This window comes from Reticulibacter mediterranei (genome assembly GCF_016587455.1).
Map to the genome: position 1 here is coordinate 1,034,805 of NZ_BNJK01000001.1, position 19,094 is coordinate 1,053,898.

Genomic DNA, 19,094 nt, shown 5'->3' on the forward strand with positions numbered 1-19,094 from the left:
ATAGAAAGGGCGACCTATCTCATTCAAATAGAGATTTTCTTCCCATTCAAATAGAGACTCTCTTCATAAAGGATGAAACAATCATATGGCGCAGGAATCTGTGGCACCAACAACACAGAGCAACTCTCACGGTGGCGAGCATGGTTCGCAAGGTTCAATGCTTGGTCCTATACTTTGCTGGGCAGTCGTTTTTGCAGACATCGGTACGTCCATCTACTACGTTCCTGGTATCCTCTACGGCACTGTCCAGACGATGGCAGGTTTTTTTGTATCCCTCACGCTGATCGTCTTTATCCTCCTGACCTTCAAATATGTCGAGGTCACGCACCGCTTTCCGCAAGGTGGCGGTGTTGTTACAGTGGCGGCCCAGGCTCTTAATCCCTGGTTTGGCGCTTTAGGTGGTATGTTTATTCTGGTGGACTACTTTCTAACCGCCGCCATCAGCTCCCTCTCGGGCATGCAATACCTCAGCGTGGTCATCCCTCCCCTGGGCGTGATACAAAATATACCTGGTCTCGGACCAATCCAGCTTCCTATTCTCTTTGTGACTCTTGGCATGCTTGTCTTGCTGGGTATCTTGAACTGGATCGGCATCAGTGAAAGCGCAAAAGTCAGTCTGGTTGGAGCATTGATCGCCTTCTTTAGCAATATTGCGATTCTGATCACCGTTTTCACTCACATCACTTTCTCCCAATTCATGGCACTCTTGCCACTCATGTTCCAGGGCCATAGCCTCACACCCTTCTCTTTTCTTGCTGGCTTCGCAGGATCATTCCTGGCTTTCTCTGGTCTGGAGAGTATCTCTCAGCTTTCTCCGGTGATGAAGCATCCACATAAAAAAGTCGCCGCGCAAGCTATGGTGATTGTGGTCATCACGATTGGCCTGACAAGCCCTCTCCTAACTACATTCTCAACCTTGCTGTTGCCCGATGCGGCAAGAGATCCCGTACAAAACGCCTATATCATCTCTCTGCTCGCGGGCAAATGGGGCGGCCCCATACTGCAAACAGAGGTTGCCATCAGTGCCAGCGCCTTGCTTGTGTTTGCTAGCAATACGGCCATCATCGGCGCATATCACGTATTTATGGCGCTCTCACGGATGGAATTTATGCCTTCCATCATCTTGCAGCGCAATAAGCTTCGTGGCACACCTCACTACGCCATCGCTCTTGCAACGGGCATTCCTATCCTCGTCCTTATCGCAGTGAAGGGAAACATCACCATTCTCGGTGATATGTACGCCTTTGGTCTGCTGGGAGCCTTCACACTCACCTGTCTGGGGCTGGATATCATACGTGCGCGCGACTGGCGGCGTGCCATCCGCAAGATGCGCAAGTTGGCAGCGCTGAAAGCTCAAGCCACCGAACAAGAGCAAGCGGCGGAGCCTACCAATGGAGCACAGACAACAGCCACCACATCCCACGATCTCCAGCTTTCTCATGTAGAGGCACCTGGAAAAGATGCCTCCAACGGCGTGACGCAGGGCGAAGGCGCGCCATCTTCTATCCAGGAGATACAGCGACCCTGGTTTAAGATCGATTTCTTCCTGGGCGTCCTGACAACGGCGCTAGTTACTATCGCATGGACCACCAACATGACGACAAAACCTCTGGCAACAGCATTTGGTGGCGGCGTCACTGTTATCGGTATGGGTATCGCCTATCTCAACTATATCCGTACGGAAAAGGCTGGACGTGTTCCCGTTCCTGTGGTGGTCACACGTATTCAGGAACGCCTGCCAAATTCGGTGCTAGCCGTCCTATTGCCGGAAAGTGAACATAATTCTGCAGTTATCAAAGCTGCGGTGCATAACGCCGAAGAACACAACCGTCCGATTATATTCCTGTACATCGGAGAAGAGAAAGCGAGAGAAACTGCACCGCGCATGTGGGAAATCGTCGATCCATATCTGGAAGACCCACAGGCGAAAGAATACTTTGGTAAAGCTGAAAGCCTGGCGCTCAAAAACAAGATTCCGACGCGCAAATATGTTTACCTGCAAGGAGATCCTGATCTCGTCGCCCAAGTCTGGCAAATGGTCCATCCCCACGACACTGTGCTTGCGGCAGGAGAGAGCCAGCAGTTCAAGGATATCAACCCGGACCGCGTGCGCTACGAACTCACATCAGATGGGAAAGTGGCCCACTTGCTCAAGCGCTGGCAATAGTAGTGTTTATTCATCACTCGCGAAACGATATCCGACCCCAGAAATGGTCTGAATGAAACGTGGGTGGGTGGGATCAGGCTCGATCTTGCGGCGCAACTGTCCTATATAAACATGCAGGTAATGCGCCTCAGATCCATAGCCGGTCCCCCAGACCTGCGTTAGTAACATCTGCCGCGTCATAATCTTCCCCGCATTTTTAATCAGCGCCTTGAGCAAATCATACTCCGTTGGCGTTAGTTTCACTTCTTGATCGTTGACCTGCACCAATCTTCTTGCAAAATCCACCCGCAGCGGGCCCGCAGCAAAAACAGGCTCGGTTCCTGCCTGAATCGGTGCGGCATGACGCAGTGCCACACGCACTCGCGCCAACACTTCATTAATCCCAAACGGTTTGGATACATAGTCATCCGCACCCAGATCGAGCGCCAGCACTTTATCTCGCTCGGTATCTTTGACCGACAGCACAATGATTGGTAAATTTGACTGTTTTCTGACGCTCCTGCATACTTCCAGACCACTGATACCTGGCAACCCAAGGTCCAACAACAACAGATCTGGGCGATACTGCGTAATAGCGTCCAACGCCTCTTCGCCGCTCATTGCCGTGAACACTTCATAGTCATGGGCCGTCAGGCTGCGCTGCAATGCCCGCATGATTTCAATCTCGTCGTCAACTACAAGAATACGAGCGCCGCTTTTATGCATATACCTATCCATTTACCTTTCCTAATGGGAGCGTAAAGTGAAAAACTGCACCTTTCTCCCCTGCTCGATTCTCCGCCCAGATACGTCCTCCGTGCGCCTCTACCAGGCCACGACACACAGCCAGCCCCAATCCTGACCCCATCGCACTGTTTCTTCCCTGCCGGATATTCAGCACACGATAGAACTTATCAAAAATACGTTCTACATCTTCAGCCGGAACTCCTGGTCCATAATCACCAATGCGCACCTCTATGTGATCATCGATCCTCTCGACCGCTATCTCAATCGGCGAAGCAGCGGGCGTATACCGTTCAGCATTCTCTAACAGGTTCGTCAATACTTGATCCATCTGCAAGTAATCCAGTTCCACAGGTGGCAAATCTTCCGGTATCATCATGCGTATTTCTCGCCCTTGCAGCAAGAGATGCATATGCCCCAGAACATCATGGATCAGCTCATCTATTGGATACCACTCTTTCTCAGAGCGTAAAGCGCCGCCCTCGATGCGCGACATATCAAGCAGGTTTCCTACCAGACGATTTAATCTATCTGCCTCTCGCTCAATTGCCTGCACAAAGCTACTTCTCGTCTCCTCATCCCACTGCACATCTTCTTGCAGGAGACTGCTCGCCGCTGCCTTAATTGACGAGAGCGGAGTGCGCAGATCATGTGAGACTGAGGAGAGCAATGCAGATCTCAAAGCATCCGTACGTTGTAACAATTCGACCTGTAAGCTCTCTCGATGCAGACGCGCTCGCTCAATAATCGCAGCCGCCTGATCGAGAAACGTCCAGAAGAAGGCAACCTGTGAATGCATTTGTCCTTTTCCGCTCGTTTGCTCGCGATCAACAACTAACGACCGCCCATGCTTCTCAACGAGCAGCCGTACCACTCCCACACAGCGCTGACCTATCATCAATGGTATCATCCTCGCATAGGATGCATCCCGCTTCTCCGCTCCTAAAGCCCGCCTGATCCAATGAGGGCTTTGCCGACTGGATTGCGATACAGTGACATCATGATAAAGATCAATCATTTCACCTTGCCTCATTGCTAAAATTGCGGTCGCTTCCTCATCTGCCGTGAGTTGCGGTTGTAAAGATTTGGTCGATTGGCCTGTCTCCACCCGCAACGCCAGCTTACCGACATCATCAGAAAGCAAAATTGCACAACTATAGACTCCGGCGTCAGAGAACACTTCGACAATCGCCTCGGCCACAATGCTAAGCTGCCGGTCCAGATCCTCCTCGCTCGTTGTCGCATTGACCAGTTCATACAGAGTGCGCGTTTCCTGCTCCCGTTGCGTCGCCTCTTCTGCGCGTTGCCGCAAAGCGGATGCCAGTTGTCCAGTAATAATCGACACTATTAAAAAAACGAACAACGCTAGCCACTCTTCAAGTGTTCCTATCGTGAAATTATATAGAGGTGTGATCAGATAATAATCAAATGAAAAAAAAGCCACCACTGAAGCAACTATCGCGGCATACAGTCCCCGCCTACTCGCCAGCAACAGAACCAGCACAATATATAATAACGAAATGCTCGGTATTTTCGGGTATAACTTAAACACATAGATACATAATGTAATAAAAAATGAACTTATTGCGGCAACGAGGGCATCTATAATATATCGTTTCCGACGCTGCTCTGCTCGCGCCCCTAAGAATAGGAGATGATCGATTGATCTCATGATGTTGCGCTGTTTCAGCCCTCATAACTAGTGGTTCCTGTCACATGCAAAAGCATATCACACAACCTGGACCAAGTAAAACGTCTTGCCTGCTTCCTACTCAACTTCTCTACCAACAGGCTTGACCGCCCGATACAAGCAGCGCTATACTCATTACTATGAAAAGGTATCGTATCGTCAACAGCCTGCTTCCTTGCTTGCTCCTGCTCAGCCAACTTCTGGCTGCTTGCAGCGCAGGTCATACCGGCAGCAATGTGATTGCATTTATACGCGATGGGCAGGTCTGGACCAGTGATCCAGACGGTGCCAACGCGTTTGCTATTATCACGACTACCACACCAGTTGTTGGCTTTAACTGGTCTCCTACCCATCAGTTGCTCGCATTTCGCAGCCTTGATGAGAGCTTCGCCAAAACGACTCCACACCCGACTGCTTCCAATGTACTCAGGCAAATCGGAGATATCCCCAGCACCATGAATACGGTCGGCGTTGATGGTGGCACGCCCATCACACTTGCCTTTTCTAATCCTGATGTACGATATAGCACTACTCTCTGGAACTCAACAGGCAATAGGCTACTCTATCGGCAAACAGGTCAGACCGATCCATCCTCTTTGGAGGATGCCCACTGGTGGATCTCTCAAAACGATCAACCGGGCGGCATCGCGGTCAAGTCTTTTCCCAGCACCTATGCCCTTCCTTCTTTTTCTTACAAAAACGCTCTCATTGCTGGCATCTCTCAGCACGGCATCTTCACAACAGATATCGCCGGCGCCAAACAACATTACGTCACACCCACGCTTCCAGACGGGCATCCGCTACCAGCATCACTTGAGCGCGTTCTCTGGCAGCCTGCTCACGATGATAGCCGCTTTCTCTATGCAATTACGGCTCCCGATCAACAAAACACACAATCGTCTTCTCCTACTGTCCAACTTCTCCTCTCCACGCTCAACAACCAGACAACGACGCTTACCACCTGTCGATGCACCCAATTTGCCTGGTCTCCAGATGGCAATGCGATTCTATATAATACAGGATCAACTTACACCATTCTCAAGCTCGCCAATAAAAGCAGCTTCTCAATCCAGGGTGAAGAGAATAGCATTCCTTACTGGTCTCCTGACAGCCGCTTTCTACTGATCGATGGACAACACGTGCTCACACTCATCAACGTCGGCACCCATCAACAAATAACGCTCCTTAGCGACCAGCAACAATCGTCTACAGGATCGTCTACACCCTTATCCACATCTCACACTATGTTGCAGCCAACCGCCAACAGTCCCTGGGCCGCCGACAGCCGCCATTTTCTCTTTCTCAGCAATGATCGCCTCTTCTGGCAACATCAGCGCTTGAACGCCGGGAAAGAGGTGTATACTGTGACTATCAATAACGATGGTCAACCCCAGGGAGCGCCAGTCAGCACGGCAACAGGCAATATTACACAGGCGGGCTGGACCTACCAGGATGCCAATACATCTTTTCTCTATCCCGCCACATCAACACAATAGAAAGAAGAGGTCAAGCATGAATAGACAAGATCCAAACCACAGACTGGACGACGACGAAGAGATGGAGGAATACGATGACATGGAACTGCTGGAGCGCCTTGAATCGCTTCAGGAGGACATGGAAGACTTAGGCGTCACCACTTTAGCAGAAGTCATTCAACGTATCAGAGACCTCCATCGCAAACTGGACGAACAGGCATAAGAAGAAGAGTCTGCAGGCTTATTTGGGCCAACAGACTCTTTTTTCATTGCGCGAACAGCACAGTAGTATTTATGCTCCGCCGAGATAGGCCTGACGCACAAGATCGTTGTTCAACAAATTCGCAGCAGTATCGCTCAAAACAATTTTCCCGGTCTGCAAGACGTAGCCGCGATCGGCCAGGCTCAACGCCATAGAAGCGTTTTGTTCAACCAGAAAGACCGTCACTCCTTCATTGCGAATACGCACAATCGTCTCAAAAACGGTCTCGACCATGATCGGTGAAAGCCCCATCGATGGCTCATCCATACACACCATACTCGGGTGAGACATCAACGCGCGTCCCATCGCCAGCATTTGTTGCTCACCGCCCGACATTGTACCCGCGACCTGTTTCAAACGCTCCTTGAGGCGCGGAAAGATTTGACAGATATGTTCCAGATCTACTTTGAACTCTGCTCCACTGGGACGTGTGTATGCACCCATCTCTAAATTTTCAAGAACGGTCATACGTGGAAAAATACGGCGGGCTTCAGGAACCAGCGTCAGCCCCATCCGTACAATATCGCCCGTCAATTTACGCTCAATAGGCTGGCCGTTAAATTGGACTGAGCCGCTTTGAGGGCGAACCAATCCAAAAATTGTTTTCATCGTCGTCGTCTTACCAGCTGCGTTTGCTCCCAGCAAGCAAACTATTTCGCCCTGATTGACCTCCAGCGAAATATTCTGGAGCACGTGGCTCGGTCCATAATATGTATTTACATCGCTGAGCCGCAATGCTGTCGATTTACTGTTCTCAGTCATATATTCCCTCGCGCAGCAAAGAATCTCTTGATCAGTCTCCTGCCCATTACTCTGCCGCTTCCTGTTCCGTTTTTGCCGCTTTGCCGAGATAGGCCGCGATGACTCGCTCGTCGCGACGTACCTCTTCTGGTAAACCCTCAGCAATTTTCCGTCCATAATCGAGGACAGCAATACGGTCAGAGATACCCATCGTCACTGTAAGTTTATGCTCAATTAAGAGAATGGTCAATCCTAACTCATCGCGCAAACGCCGCACATACTTCACTGCATCCAGCGTTTCCGCTTCATTCATGCCAGCTGTCGGCTCATCCAGCAGCAGTAAGCTGGGCTTCGCGGCCAGCGCCCGAGCGATCTCGACTCGTCTTCGCTCTGCATATGAGAGGTTAATAACGTACTCGTCCTGTCGATCAACGAGCGCCTGGCCGAAGAAGCTGAGTAGTTCGAGGGCGCGCTCACGTGCTTCAGCTTCTTCTCGCTTCACGGCCTTTGTCAGAAACAGCGATCCTAAAACGCTGGCCTTGAGCTGCGTATGCTGACCGACCAGGACGTTTTCCATCACCGTCATATTATTAAACAGGCGAATATTTTGAAACGTACGAGCGATTCCACGTACCAGCACCTGATCCGGGTTGAGTCCAACAACCGATTTTCCCCCAAGAGAAATCTCTCCACTTGTGGGACGATAGATCCCTGTAATGAGGTTAAAAACGGTTGTCTTGCCAGCACCGTTTGGCCCGATCACGCTGATAATCTCTCCGGGATTGATCCGTAAATCCACGTCTTGCACGGCAACCAATCCACCAAAAATTTTCGAGACCTTTTTCAATTCAAGCAGAGCGCCACTCGTTGGCTCATCCGCCCCTGCCCTATTAGCCGACTTAGTATGATTTGTGCTCATAACGTTGCTCCTCTTCTCCAGTTGTTATTCAACACGCACCTCCTCTTCAAATCCAGGCGCCCCAGGAACAACATCCAGAGAACTTACTTCAACGCCTTGATCTTCAGAGTGGTGTAACTCACGGCGCCTGCGCGAGCTAGGCAGAAATCCCTCTGGACGGAAAATCATCACGGCCACCAGAATAGCGCCAAAGACAAGATTGCGAATATTGCCAAAGGTGAAACCAGGAACAACGTGCGTAACGGCGACAAAGATAGGGTTTAAGACATTGTTAGGATCGGAAGCCAGCGTATCAAGCTGCGCCAGAATAAGCTGATTAATGGCATAGACGGCAAAGGCCCCGACAATGACACCTGGAATACTACCGATGCCACCAATCACAACCATTGCGAGATAAATCACCGAATCGCCAAAGCTAAACGCATCAGGAGAGACCTGACCAAGCTTTGCCGCATGATATGCGCCGGCAATGCCAGAGAAAAACGCGCCAGCAGCAAAGGCGAACAATTTTGTATTCACCAGATTGACGCCCGACGAGGCAGCCGCGATCTCATCCTCGCGAATAGCGATCCAGGCACGTCCGATACGCGAATCTCTCAGACGCAGATTAGCAAAGATAACCAGTACGATCAGCGCCACGATCAGGTAATAGTAAGGAATGGGGGTAAAGTTGGACCAATCTACATGTAGAGAGGCTAATCCGCTCAGACCAGGCACCCCGCGCAAGAAATCGAGATTGAGGGCCGGAGACTGAACACCAACGATACCATTGGCACCATTTGTATATTTGTCCAGTTCCAGGAAGACCACCGGCACGATCTCGCCGAACCCTAGCGTCACAATAGCCAGATAATCGCCACGCAAGCGCAGGGTTGGCGCACCAAGTAGCACTCCAAACACTGCCGCAATCATTGCCGTCGCCAGTAACATCGGCCAGAACAGCCATGACGCAGCAGCCGGGCTAAGGGTGATACCTGTTACTGTCGCGAGCTGCGTTGAACCAACGATTGACCAGGTATAAGATCCGATGGCGAAAAATGCCACATAGCCTAGATCGAGCAGGCCAGCAAAACCGACCACAATATTCAGACCGAGAGCCAGAATAACATAATAGCCTGCATCCGTGTACCCTGCCAGGCGTCCACCGGTTCCTGAACCGAAGAGAAATGGATCAAGGATCGGATAGAAGAGAATAAACGCCGTCAGCAACGTCAGATAAAAACGTTGTGCCCCAGAGCTTCTCAGCGGCAGATCGTTAGGCACAAGATCCTTCGCCTCTTCCCTGGCACGAGTAGATGACAGCACCTCTAGCTGCTTTTTCTTCTCGATGGCACTCTCTGCATTTTCCTCATTCGCGTCATTTGCCGCAGAGAGGACATGACGCAGGGCGATTGTGCCACCTAACCGGCCAAGAAAATAACCGGCGATAGGCAGCAGAATGGTGCGCACGACTACCCAGATCAGCAAAATATCCGGTAGCTGGCCACTAAAGTAGAAGATAAGATCAACGACGAGAGACAGCAGAGCAAAGATTGCTCCAAACCAGAAGCCACCCGCCACAGCTCGCTGCGCAAAGGCTTCTCGTTGCTCCGCATCAACAACGGTCAACACTTCCGACGGGCGTAATGGTTTATACCCACGCGCTTTCCGTATACGGTTGCGCACGTAGAAAAACACAACCCAGACTATGACAGAGATTGCCAGCCCTATGACCAGACCGGTCGTCATAATAAAAACGAGGGGGACCAGGACAAAGACAAAAATGTCGATCCATAATTCAACTGTGCTCCGTCGTCCGCTGTCGGCGGCAACAACATAACCGGCCAGTGACAGGATGGTGGCATAGAAGATCAGGATAAAAAGGCCTGCCAGAACAGTTGTAGCAGGAGTGAGTGATGTATTTGCAGGAGCAAGCAGCCCCAGCAACACATTATTCACAATGGCCTCACCGCTCCATACAAAAGTGAAAACGGCAAGAGGAACCAGGAGTGCTACAATCCATTTAATTAAAAGTTGTCGTGTATCGCCTGCTGGCCGAAACACACGGGAACTCACCAATGACGCCACGTTACATTACCTCGCTTCCGATAATGCATGCTTGTTCTACCAAACTCTGCTCGCATGCATCAAACCTTTTCGGGTGTCTGTTGACCGAGAAGCCCAGAAGGACGGAAAATCAGAATAAGAATGAGAATGGCAAAAATGACTGCATTGTGCCAGGGTGCGCCACCATGCGGCAACACAGTATCGGGGATTAGCGTAGCAAACGCCTCGATCAGGCCGATAAGCACTCCTCCCAGCATAGCACCAACAATATTGCCAATTCCACCCAGAACCGCTGCAGTAAAGGCGATCAAACCAATCTGGAAACCAAGCGAGAAAATGGTGCTTCCATACTGCAACCCGTAGATAAAACCCGCCGCCCCTGCAAGGGCCGCTCCAATGAAGAAGGTAATTGAAATAATACGATCAACGTTCACGCCCATCAGCGCTGCCGCATCTCGATCCTGCGCCACCGCACGCATCGCGCGTCCAATTCGTGTGCTTGAAACAAACCAGTGCAGTGCAATCATCAAAACGACAGTAACAACTATGACCAGAATATTGACGCTACTAATGTTGACAGACCCAATGTTATAGGTAATCTGAGGAAAGATCTGAGGGAAAGGGACATTCGTCACGCCCTTCCAGAGTTTGCCAATATCCTCAAGAATGAGCGAGACGCCAATTGCAGAGATAAGAGGGGCAAGGCGAGGAGCATTTCGTAGTGGACGATAGGCAACTCGCTCAATAACAACTCCTAATACCGCACAGAGAAGCATTGTGATCAGGCAGGTGACAATCATTACCCACACCAACGTAAAACCACCTAGAGGTACCGCGCCTGTAATACCCAGCATATTCAAAAACACAATCGCAATCAATGAGCCAATCATAAAAATATCGCCATGAGCAAAATTTATCAGCTCAATGATGCCATAGACCATCGTATATCCTAGAGCGATGAGGGCATAAATCGCTCCTGTAGTCAGTCCTACAATCAGCTCTTGCAAGAACAGTGACATTAAGTTTGCATGCAGCGCGTCAGCTCTCGTCTAGAAAGAGTGAGAAAGCGCTGCCTCCTTTCCGGTTTTTCAGGATATAGCGTACATCCTCTCCATCCTTTGAGAAGGAGTTTCATGGCAAGCAACAATGCAAGTAGGTAAAACGAAGCAGTTTCCGGCTTGAATCTAAAGCCTGCAACTCCTTCCTTAGAGGATTGGGCCTATCTGCCATGTATCAACAACGCCCTACGATAAAACCCCATACAGCAGAGCGGGGGAGCAGCCATATGAAGATTCATGCTTTGACTCTCCCCCTAGAGAAAGAAGCCAGCTAGCACTACGTTCTGACTTCTCTCCCTAGAAAAGTGGTAAAAACCACCAGATTATTTCACGGTAATGGTGTCAACAACCTTCCAATCAGGCTTGCCACTGACATCAGCAAGCTGCTGCTCGGTGATGACTTTATTGGTGGTATCGCCATTCTGATCGAAGGTGTGATGGCCTGTGAGTCCAGTGTAATCAACTTTCTGGATCGCATCAATGACGGCCTGGCGGAACGTTTTTGCTCCAGCAGCGTCGCTCGAATCTTTTGGCACTGCCGCACCGCCCTGGATTGCATTCTTGATACCAGTGATCAAAATCTTCATGCAATCATAACCAGCAGCGCTATACGCACCCAGCTCACCATACGTACTCTGATACTTTTTGACGAAATCGGCTGCCGCCGGGTTCTTTGTGACATCGGATGATGCAACGGTACCATAGACGGGACCGCCAGTCAAGCCAATGGTCTTCGCAAAGCTCTGCGAGACAATACCATCACCGCCAGCAAACGTGGTGTTCTTCAGGGCGGGAACCTGCAACATCTGCTGTCGCATCAGGATACCACCGGTAGAATCGGTGCCGCCGAAGTAGATCACATCAGGCTGCTTTGAAGCAATCTGAGTCAGCAGGGAAACGAACGAGGTCGTCGTGGATGGCTCACTGGCGCGGCCAAGCACTGTACCACCCAACTTCTTCCATTCGTCGCTGAAGGTGTTCGCGATACCAATACCATAAGTCTCGGCATCATCTACCACATACGCCTTCTTATACTTACCCAGCTTATAGAGATAATCAGCATTGGCCGGCCCCTGATGGTCGTCAGTGGTGGCAATACGGAAATAAGTCACCTTACCGGTTGGGCGCAAGGTAGGAATGAGATTATCCTTACCACCGCAGCCAACAGCATCGCTCGACTGAGTAAGACACTGGTTTGTGTTTGCCGGGCTAATCTGGGCAATAGGTGCCTGATTGGAAATTGGCATCTCTGCCTTTGCCACGTTACTGTTAAATGGACCAACAATACCCGCAACTAATGCATCGCCAACCAGCGCTGTGACGTTCTGCGCACCCGTCGCAGGATCATGAGCGCCGCTAGGACCAACATCATCTTTGGGTACAAATTCAAGCTTGTAGCCGGGAACAAAATTGCTCTGATTCGCCTCATCTACGGCTAGATGAGCACCGTTTTCCGTTGGTTTACCATTACTGGTGTCTTTACCAGATGCCGGTAAATCGGTTGCGACCTTGATGGTTTTCGATCCCTGAGACGTGGTACCATTCCCACCATTTGAACCAGTCGTTCCAGTCCCTGTTGTACCAGAGCCACAGGCAGCCAACATTGCCAGCAGCAATGGAATACCCACTGTCAGGGCTAAAATGCGCGACCAACTTCTCTGCATGATGTAGTCAGCCTCCTCAATAAACAAGACTTAATAAAATCTTGAGAGCTACCAGGATTTTAAGCTCAGCAACTATATTTCACTGCTCCCTTAGTCCCAGTAATGATAAATACGTCCATCTCTGCGTGAATCTCACAGGTTTCCAGTATTTTTATTATTCAGCTTATCCACATATGCGTCTGATAAGCTAAATAATATGACAAACTGATGCTCTGTTGTACTACGACGCAATACGATAAGATCAGAGAATTTATCACAGTCGAAAAGATTATACGGACTGTAATTCATACTGTCAATACAGATTCCGCCCAAAAGAAGATGAGCAAACCTTTACCTACTCGAAATGAGATGTACACGATAACTCAAGATGTTCTAAACATATAATGATAATGCATAATAACCGCTTGCCAGCGTCACTCAAGCTGGCTCATCAGTTATCACGCCTCAACGACCCACACTGTTATACCAGTCCTACATACAGCAAACTTGTAAAATCTTGCTATTTTGCTACGCTATCGACGCGATGTTGGCTCCAGAAAACAGAAACAGTACAAGACAAAAATCTATACAGTAAATTTCTGGCGAAATCGCTGAAAGGCCGCAGCTACCTGCTGACGGGTCTCCGCTAATGTTCCTCCATTATCTATTACCTCATCTACCAGCGCCAGCTTCGTGCTATTCGGCGTTTGCGCATGTATCCTGGCCAGCGCATCCTCTTTGCTCATTCCATTTCTTGCCATCAAGCGAGCCAACTGCTGCTCCTGTGGGCAGGTGAGCAACCATTTACTCTGACAAAGCGCTCCTGATCCTCCTTCCAGCAACTTCACGGCGTCAATAATCGCAATTCCCGTCTCGCTGACAGGAGCCAGTTCTTTTACCAGCGCTTCTCCCACCGCCGGATGAACAATCCCTTCGAGCCGTTTCATCTGTTCGGGATCATGAAACACAATGTTTCCCAGTTCTTTCCGATTTACGCTCCCATCGGCAACCATCACGCTTGCTCCAAAAACCTCCTCTACCCTTCTCGCAATCGGCTGGGCGCTCTCATACAGCCGATGCACCACAGCATCAGCATCGATATAACGCTCTGCTCCCAGTTCTAACAATATATGGCCAACCGCCGTCTTTCCACAGGCGATGTTTCCCGTTAATCCGATAATGTAAGGCATTTTACGGCGCTCCTGATCAAAATACTGTTCGCTCTCATCAGAGTATGCCACAAAATAGCCTGCAATAGCACTTCAACATGGCATTGATTACTCCCGGAAACTTCCTTCTCTCCTCATTTCCCTAACTGCCTCCAAAAAGTACCTGTTCGGTCCTATTTCTTACCTTACTAACCACTAGTATCGTACAATTAGCAGACAAAAGGACAAATATTCGACGTTGAGGAGATGACGAACTGTGATAGATGGTGCTGTCATACGCGCGTCTATTGAAAGGCAGATGAGATGAGCAGGCGACTAGGACTCATCATAGGCATCAGTCATTATCAGGATGCTACATTCCGTCCACTACAATATGCAGAGAATGATGCACGCGCACTCGCACAATGGCTCGTCAATACACGCGGCGGGAAATGGTCCCCCGGCGATGTTCAGCTTGTGCAAGGCCCACATGCCACACAGGAGCTTGTACAACCTCTCATATCTCAGACATGCCTGCAACTTGCCGAAGCCAACGATCTTGTAATGATCTACTTCGCCGGGCACGCTTTTGTCGATGAGCGAAGTGGCGAAGGCTATCTCGCCCTCTCCAATACCCGCTACCAACAACCCTCCAGCGGCCTGCATCTCCCCTCTTTCATTATGCAAGTCATGGCTCGCAGCCGAGCAGCTCACATCTTGCTTATTCTTGATGCGTTTCAGACTGGCCCCACCTGGGCAGCACGGCGTATCTCGCCCTTTGATTTCCGTCCCCTGATGGGCGAACCTCTTATGAATAGCCTCCAACAACAGGGCAATCGCTTTTTACTCTGTTCCTGTCGTGGCAATGAAATGGCTTCTGAAGCTGGCGAACATCAGCTCGGACTCTTCGCTCATCATATGATTGTTGGTCTGTGTGGACCAGCCGGTAACAATTCTGGTTCTATTTCCCTGCACCAACTGCACTCCTATCTCTATAGCTCACTTGGGCCGCAACAACAACCACACCTGTTTGGTCGCGTTCAATCTCCAAGCATTTTAATAGGAGACTTACCTGCCCCTCAGTCGCCATCTACTCCTACACCCGAACCCTCGTCACAAACATTTTCGCGCAATAATGCGTATGCCGCACCTTCCGCTGCGTCGCCATTTGCTCCTACCAGTTCACAGGCCAGCCCAAACGCGCATCCTGCTGCAACCGTCCAGCTTTCTCCCCAGCCCACAGCATCTGCAAATTCAGATCTATATCTGAACGTAACAGGCATGCAATATCAACAACAAGTTCCACAGCTCTTAGAGCAAGCACAGCAGTCTATGCTGGCCCAAAACTATATGGAGGCGATGAACCAGATAGAACGAGTGCTGCAAATCGCCCCAAATAATACATCTGCATTAACCTTGAAAGGTCAACTGCTTGGCTCAATGGGACGCTTTCAAGAAGCATTGGCGGTCGTGGATCAGCTTGGGCAGGCTAACCCCAACAACCCGCTAGCCTGGAGCATGCGAGCCGTCCTGCTAAGCAACACAGGGCAATACCAGACAGCACTGACGGCCATCGAGCGCTCCCTCCAGCTCAATCCCAACGACGCAGAAACGCTTGCTATTAAAGCAAACATTTTGGCTGCACTGAACGAGCCGCAAGGTGGCAGTCAATCGTCTCCTCTTACCACCTCGAAGCTGTTGTCAGGCAATGAGAAAAAAGGCGGGCCGGTCTCTTTCCTTATTGGGGCAGCCTTACAAATCGGTGGATTTCTCGTTGGCACCATTGGTATGGCCCTGCCAATCCTGAAACCGAGTATCCCCGTTCTTGCAAGCTTTGCGCTGGCAAGCTTTGGATTGGCCGTTCTCTGCGTCAATTCATTTAGAGGTGCGTATCGTCATGGGTTCACACGCATTCTGCTCACCCTTTTCGTCTGCCTGATCGCTGGTGGCGTTCTTGCAGTTGCTTATAAGTTCGGCTATACGCCAATGGTGGATATGGTAACGGCACCAACTGCGGTGGCAACCCATCCACCAATGATTGTCTCCGTGATTCTCTTTGCTGGTTGGCTCATCGCCGCCGCAACTATCCCACTGCTGTTAGCGATCATAGGCTTTATCAGCCGCTTAATCTGGCGTCGGCCAAAAAGAGGATAACAACCGACGCCAGACCAGGCCTTAGCTGGCGACATCAGCCAGACGTTCCCACTCCTCCAACAGCTCATCAACACGCGCTTTGGCCTGTTCATATTCCTCTGATAGCTGCGTCAGTTGAGCGGCATCCGCGTTCAACGCGGCCTGGGATAGCCCTTCTTCCAGGTTTTTTACGAGCGCCTCGGCCTTCTCAACATCTCGCTCTACATCTTCCACTGTCCGTACCTTCACTTTCCCTGCCTTCTTCGTCTGCGCCTTGCTGGTCCTGGGAGCAGGTTTCGCCTCTTCTGTCACCTTCTTTTCGACAGGAGCGGACGGAATATCGAGCGTCATAGGCCGTTTGCGCGTATGGTACTCAGTGTAGTTCCCCAGATACGGGATCATCACACCATCCTCGATGGCCCAGACTTTTGTGGCCAGACTATCGATGAAGTAGCGGTCATGCGACACAAAAAGCAGCGTTCCCTCAAATTCGCGCAAGACCTCTTCAAGAAACTGACGCGATTGTAGATCGAGATGGTTGGTTGGCTCGTCCAATACCATCAGATTTGATCCCTGAAGTGTGAGCTTCGCAAGCGCAACACGGCTACGCTCGCCACCACTCAAAGAGCCAATCACCTTAAACACATCGTCCCTGGAAAAGAGAAAGCGTCCCAGGAAGCTGCGCGCTCCCTCTTCGCTCAATGCGCTCACCTGGCGAATTTCGTCAAGGATGCTACGCTCCATATTTAAACCCGCGTGTGTTTGCGAATAGTAGCCGATGCGCACATTATGCCCAATCTGCACCTGACCACTGATAGGGGTCAGTTCGCCAATCAACGTACGCAGCAACGTTGTTTTGCCCGCTCCGTTTGGCCCGATCAAACCAACCCGGTCTCCACGCAACAACTCTACATCAGCAGTGCGAACCAGCACGTTTGCTTCGTTGTCACGTTGCATGGTTCCTTTATATCCCACCAGCAGTTTTTGGGTCGCAATAACGACCAGACCGCTATCAGTAATTTGCGCAAATTCAAAGTGCATCTCAGGAAAATCTTGCGGACGCTCGATACGTTCGAGACGATCCAGCAATTTCTGGCGACCTCTCGCCTCACGGCTGCGCTGCCCGGCTTTATAGCGTCGAATAAACTCTTCAGTATGAGCGATATGCGCCTGCTGCGCCTCATACTCACGTAAGCGCCGCTCCATGCGCTCCTCGCGCAGATCGAGATACTTAGTATAGTTGCCGGGATATTCTTCAATGCGTCCAAAGGCCAGTTCTATCGTACGGGACGCGACCTTATCCAGAAAGTACCGATCATGGGCCACGATCACCATTGCGCCCTTCCAGGTGGATAGGTAGGTCTCCAACCACTCAAGGGCCGTCAGATCGAGGTGGTTGGTCGGCTCGTCCAACAACAGGAGATCGGGTTCCTGCAACAGCAACTTGCCCAGTGCTGCCCTCGTTTGCTGGCCTCCACTCAAATTAGTAGCGGGCAATGCCTGCTGCTCGCGTGTAAAGCCCAATCCATCAAGCACCTGCTCGACACGATTTTCATAGGTATAGCCGCCTGCATGCTCGAAGCGCATTTGCAGTTCATCGTAGCGAGCCAACATTCGTTGATGACGCGCCTCATCATTGTGAGCATCGGGAGCTGCCATCGCCTGAGCCAGATCTTGCAACTCCCTCTCCCAGTCCTGCAATTCTGCAAATACCGTTCGCATCTCCTCACGCAACGTCCACTCAGGGTGAAAATCTGCGACCTGAGTAAGATAGCCGATACGCGTATTGCGTGCAATGGCTATCGTTCCCTCATCTGGCTCCTCACGCCGCGCCAGAATATTGAGCAGCGTTGATTTTCCCGCGCCGTTGGGACCAACCAATCCAATCCGATCATGCTCATCTACTTGAAAATTGAGACCTGCAAAAATTCGCTCAGCACCAAAAGATTTCCCTAGCTGTATAACACTCACAATTGGCATATGTCTTCACCTAGAATAATTTACCCTATCAAATGCAATCTTTTTACTATAGACGGGGCATAGCGTATCATAATGCTTACCTGGATGCAAGTAAGGAGCCGAGTGCTTGCCACTTTGCTTGTAGAGTAAGACTGCTCTCTATATCGACTGTCTCTCCAGAGGTTGCACACAAGACGACGAAAGTAATGTTATAATGGGTCTAATAGCTCTGTCTGATGCCGATAGTTATCTATAGGGCATCATTAGTAGAGCCAGGCTTTCTTTACTGGCGGGGCAGAGAGCATGCTCCTCACAGACCTGGATAAGTAAACTGCACGTTTTCTTGTCCTCCCTTCAGAAGAGAGTACAGAGCAAAGAAAGGAGGCGATGCATCCTTCTATTTGGCTTTTTCTTTGTACAAATAGAAGTTTCATGCATCGCGTAGTGCTGAGGTGGCGAAAGAGCAGTCCCTGGACAATCTCTGGTTAGCGCAAATATTGTTCGACCTTGGAGGCGTCCAATTTGGTAATTTTACGGTGAGCGAATCTGCAGTTAGCTCACCTGTTTTTGTGAACCCCAAGGTTCTGATCAGTCATCCAACCGCATTAAGCGTCGCCAGTAAATTGATGCAGCAGGAAATCAATCTGGCCCAATCGTTGCGCCGTCCACGCGTTCATCCCTTCAATACAGTGGCTGGCGTTCCGGTTGGCGGCTTGCTACTGGCAACCGCTTATTCCCTGGAAACCAATACACCCATGATCTATGCACGGATACGGCCAGAAGGAACTGGCACACGAGGCATCGAGGGCCGCTTTTCTCAAGGCGATACTGTGCTGATTGTTGATGACCTGATCACTAGAGGCAGTAGCGTTCTGGAAACGGCGGCCTTACTCGAAGAAAATAGCTTAAAGGTGAAAGATGTGATCGTCCTGGTTGACCGCGAACATGGTGCTGCGGAACGCTTGAGGCGGCATGGTTACAATCTGATGAGTATTCTCAAATTGGATGTGATGCTCAACCATTATATGTCTAAAGGACTCATTTCAGAGGAAACCTACCGTACCTGCGCTGAATATCTGCGCGGCAAGCAGGATGAACCCCACACATCACCGCTCAACCCTTTGTAGCAC

14 protein-coding genes are annotated in these 19,094 nt (G+C 50.4%); 5 read left to right on the forward strand and 9 right to left on the reverse strand.

Annotated elements, in window-relative coordinates; all coding sequences use genetic code 11:
• Window positions 1-85 precede the first annotated feature (85 nt).
• Complete coding sequence (locus K3T83_RS04650) at window positions 86-2,167, forward strand: APC family permease (RefSeq protein ID WP_220201807.1); 2,082 nt, start codon at window positions 86-88, stop codon at window positions 2,165-2,167.
• Between the two features lie 6 nt (window positions 2,168-2,173).
• On the opposite strand, the gene K3T83_RS04655 is transcribed toward K3T83_RS04650, so the two are convergent.
• Window positions 2,174-2,884: a response regulator gene (locus tag K3T83_RS04655; RefSeq protein ID WP_236064820.1), complete on the reverse strand. Its 711-nt coding sequence runs from the start codon at window positions 2,882-2,884 to the stop codon at window positions 2,174-2,176.
• Window positions 2,877-4,562: an ATP-binding protein gene (locus K3T83_RS04660; protein WP_220201808.1), complete on the reverse strand. Its 1,686-nt coding sequence runs from the start codon at window positions 4,560-4,562 to the stop codon at window positions 2,877-2,879. The genes K3T83_RS04655 and K3T83_RS04660 overlap by 8 nt, the downstream gene beginning before the upstream one ends.
• A gap of 158 nt (window positions 4,563-4,720) precedes the next feature.
• Between K3T83_RS04660 and K3T83_RS04665 the strand changes: the two genes are divergently transcribed.
• Together K3T83_RS04665 and K3T83_RS04670 are read left to right on the forward strand one after the other, a co-directional pair.
• Window positions 4,721-6,076, forward strand: a complete 1,356-nt coding sequence (locus tag K3T83_RS04665; RefSeq protein WP_220201809.1) for a hypothetical protein — start codon at window positions 4,721-4,723, stop codon at window positions 6,074-6,076.
• A 16-nt stretch (window positions 6,077-6,092) separates the two neighbouring features.
• Window positions 6,093-6,278, forward strand: coding sequence for a hypothetical protein (locus K3T83_RS04670; protein ID WP_220201810.1), 186 nt, complete (start codon window positions 6,093-6,095; stop codon window positions 6,276-6,278).
• A gap of 69 nt (window positions 6,279-6,347) precedes the next feature.
• On the opposite strand, the gene K3T83_RS04675 is transcribed toward K3T83_RS04670, so the two are convergent.
• From K3T83_RS04675 to coaE, 6 genes are all read right to left on the reverse strand, one after another.
• On the reverse strand, window positions 6,348-7,079 hold the full coding sequence (locus K3T83_RS04675) for an ABC transporter ATP-binding protein (RefSeq protein ID WP_220201811.1): 732 nt from the start codon (window positions 7,077-7,079) through the stop codon (window positions 6,348-6,350).
• A 46-nt stretch (window positions 7,080-7,125) separates the two neighbouring features.
• A complete protein-coding gene (locus K3T83_RS04680; protein WP_220201812.1) occupies window positions 7,126-7,977 on the reverse strand; it encodes an ABC transporter ATP-binding protein in 852 nt (283 codons plus the stop codon).
• Window positions 7,978-8,001: 24 nt separating this feature from the next.
• Window positions 8,002-10,044 carry a branched-chain amino acid ABC transporter permease gene (locus K3T83_RS04685; RefSeq protein WP_220201813.1) on the reverse strand — a complete coding sequence of 681 codons (2,043 nt, stop codon included), beginning with the start codon at window positions 10,042-10,044 and terminating at the stop codon, window positions 8,002-8,004.
• A gap of 59 nt (window positions 10,045-10,103) precedes the next feature.
• Window positions 10,104-11,042 carry a branched-chain amino acid ABC transporter permease gene (locus tag K3T83_RS04690; RefSeq protein ID WP_220201814.1) on the reverse strand — a complete coding sequence of 313 codons (939 nt, stop codon included), beginning with the start codon at window positions 11,040-11,042 and terminating at the stop codon, window positions 10,104-10,106.
• Between the two features lie 362 nt (window positions 11,043-11,404).
• Entirely contained in the window at window positions 11,405-12,745 is a 1,341-nt protein-coding gene (locus K3T83_RS04695) for a branched-chain amino acid ABC transporter substrate-binding protein (protein ID WP_220201815.1), read from the reverse strand.
• 563 nt (window positions 12,746-13,308) lie between these two features.
• A complete protein-coding gene (gene coaE / locus K3T83_RS04700) occupies window positions 13,309-13,914 on the reverse strand; it encodes a dephospho-CoA kinase (protein WP_220201816.1) in 606 nt (201 codons plus the stop codon).
• Between the two features lie 282 nt (window positions 13,915-14,196).
• Between coaE and K3T83_RS04705 the strand changes: the two genes are divergently transcribed.
• The gene (locus tag K3T83_RS04705; protein WP_220201817.1) at window positions 14,197-16,026 is read left to right on the forward strand and encodes a tetratricopeptide repeat protein; all 1,830 of its coding nucleotides are present in this window, start codon (window positions 14,197-14,199) and stop codon (window positions 16,024-16,026) included.
• A 21-nt stretch (window positions 16,027-16,047) separates the two neighbouring features.
• Here K3T83_RS04705 and K3T83_RS04710 read toward each other — a convergent pair whose 3' ends face one another.
• Window positions 16,048-17,985: an ABC-F family ATP-binding cassette domain-containing protein gene (locus tag K3T83_RS04710; protein WP_220201818.1), complete on the reverse strand. Its 1,938-nt coding sequence runs from the start codon at window positions 17,983-17,985 to the stop codon at window positions 16,048-16,050.
• Window positions 17,986-18,416: 431 nt separating this feature from the next.
• On the opposite strand from K3T83_RS04710, the gene K3T83_RS04715 reads away from it, so the two are divergent.
• Entirely contained in the window at window positions 18,417-19,091 is a 675-nt protein-coding gene (locus K3T83_RS04715; RefSeq protein ID WP_220201819.1) for an orotate phosphoribosyltransferase, read from the forward strand.
• The last annotated feature ends 3 nt before the right edge of the window (window positions 19,092-19,094 follow it).

Excerpts from the sequence above, each read along its gene's own strand:
- K3T83_RS04680 (WP_220201812.1), bottom strand. The coding sequence starts at position 7,977 with ATGAGCACAAATCATACTAAGTCGGCTAATAGGGCAGGGGCGGATGAG.
- K3T83_RS04710 (WP_220201818.1), bottom strand. The coding sequence starts at position 17,985 with ATGCCAATTGTGAGTGTTATACAGCTAGGGAAATCTTTTGGTGCTGAG.
- K3T83_RS04670 (WP_220201810.1), top strand. The coding sequence starts at position 6,093 with ATGAATAGACAAGATCCAAACCACAGACTGGACGACGACGAAGAGATG.
- K3T83_RS04695 (WP_220201815.1), bottom strand. The coding sequence starts at position 12,745 with ATGCAGAGAAGTTGGTCGCGCATTTTAGCCCTGACAGTGGGTATTCCA.
- K3T83_RS04655 (WP_236064820.1), bottom strand. The coding sequence starts at position 2,884 with ATGGATAGGTATATGCATAAAAGCGGCGCTCGTATTCTTGTAGTTGAC.
- coaE (WP_220201816.1), bottom strand. The coding sequence starts at position 13,914 with ATGCCTTACATTATCGGATTAACGGGAAACATCGCCTGTGGAAAGACG.
- K3T83_RS04690 (WP_220201814.1), bottom strand. The coding sequence starts at position 11,042 with ATGTCACTGTTCTTGCAAGAGCTGATTGTAGGACTGACTACAGGAGCG.
- K3T83_RS04650 (WP_220201807.1), top strand. The coding sequence starts at position 86 with ATGGCGCAGGAATCTGTGGCACCAACAACACAGAGCAACTCTCACGGT.
- K3T83_RS04705 (WP_220201817.1), top strand. The coding sequence starts at position 14,197 with ATGAGCAGGCGACTAGGACTCATCATAGGCATCAGTCATTATCAGGAT.
- K3T83_RS04675 (WP_220201811.1), bottom strand. The coding sequence starts at position 7,079 with ATGACTGAGAACAGTAAATCGACAGCATTGCGGCTCAGCGATGTAAAT.
- K3T83_RS04665 (WP_220201809.1), top strand. The coding sequence starts at position 4,721 with ATGAAAAGGTATCGTATCGTCAACAGCCTGCTTCCTTGCTTGCTCCTG.
- K3T83_RS04660 (WP_220201808.1), bottom strand. The coding sequence starts at position 4,562 with ATGAGATCAATCGATCATCTCCTATTCTTAGGGGCGCGAGCAGAGCAG.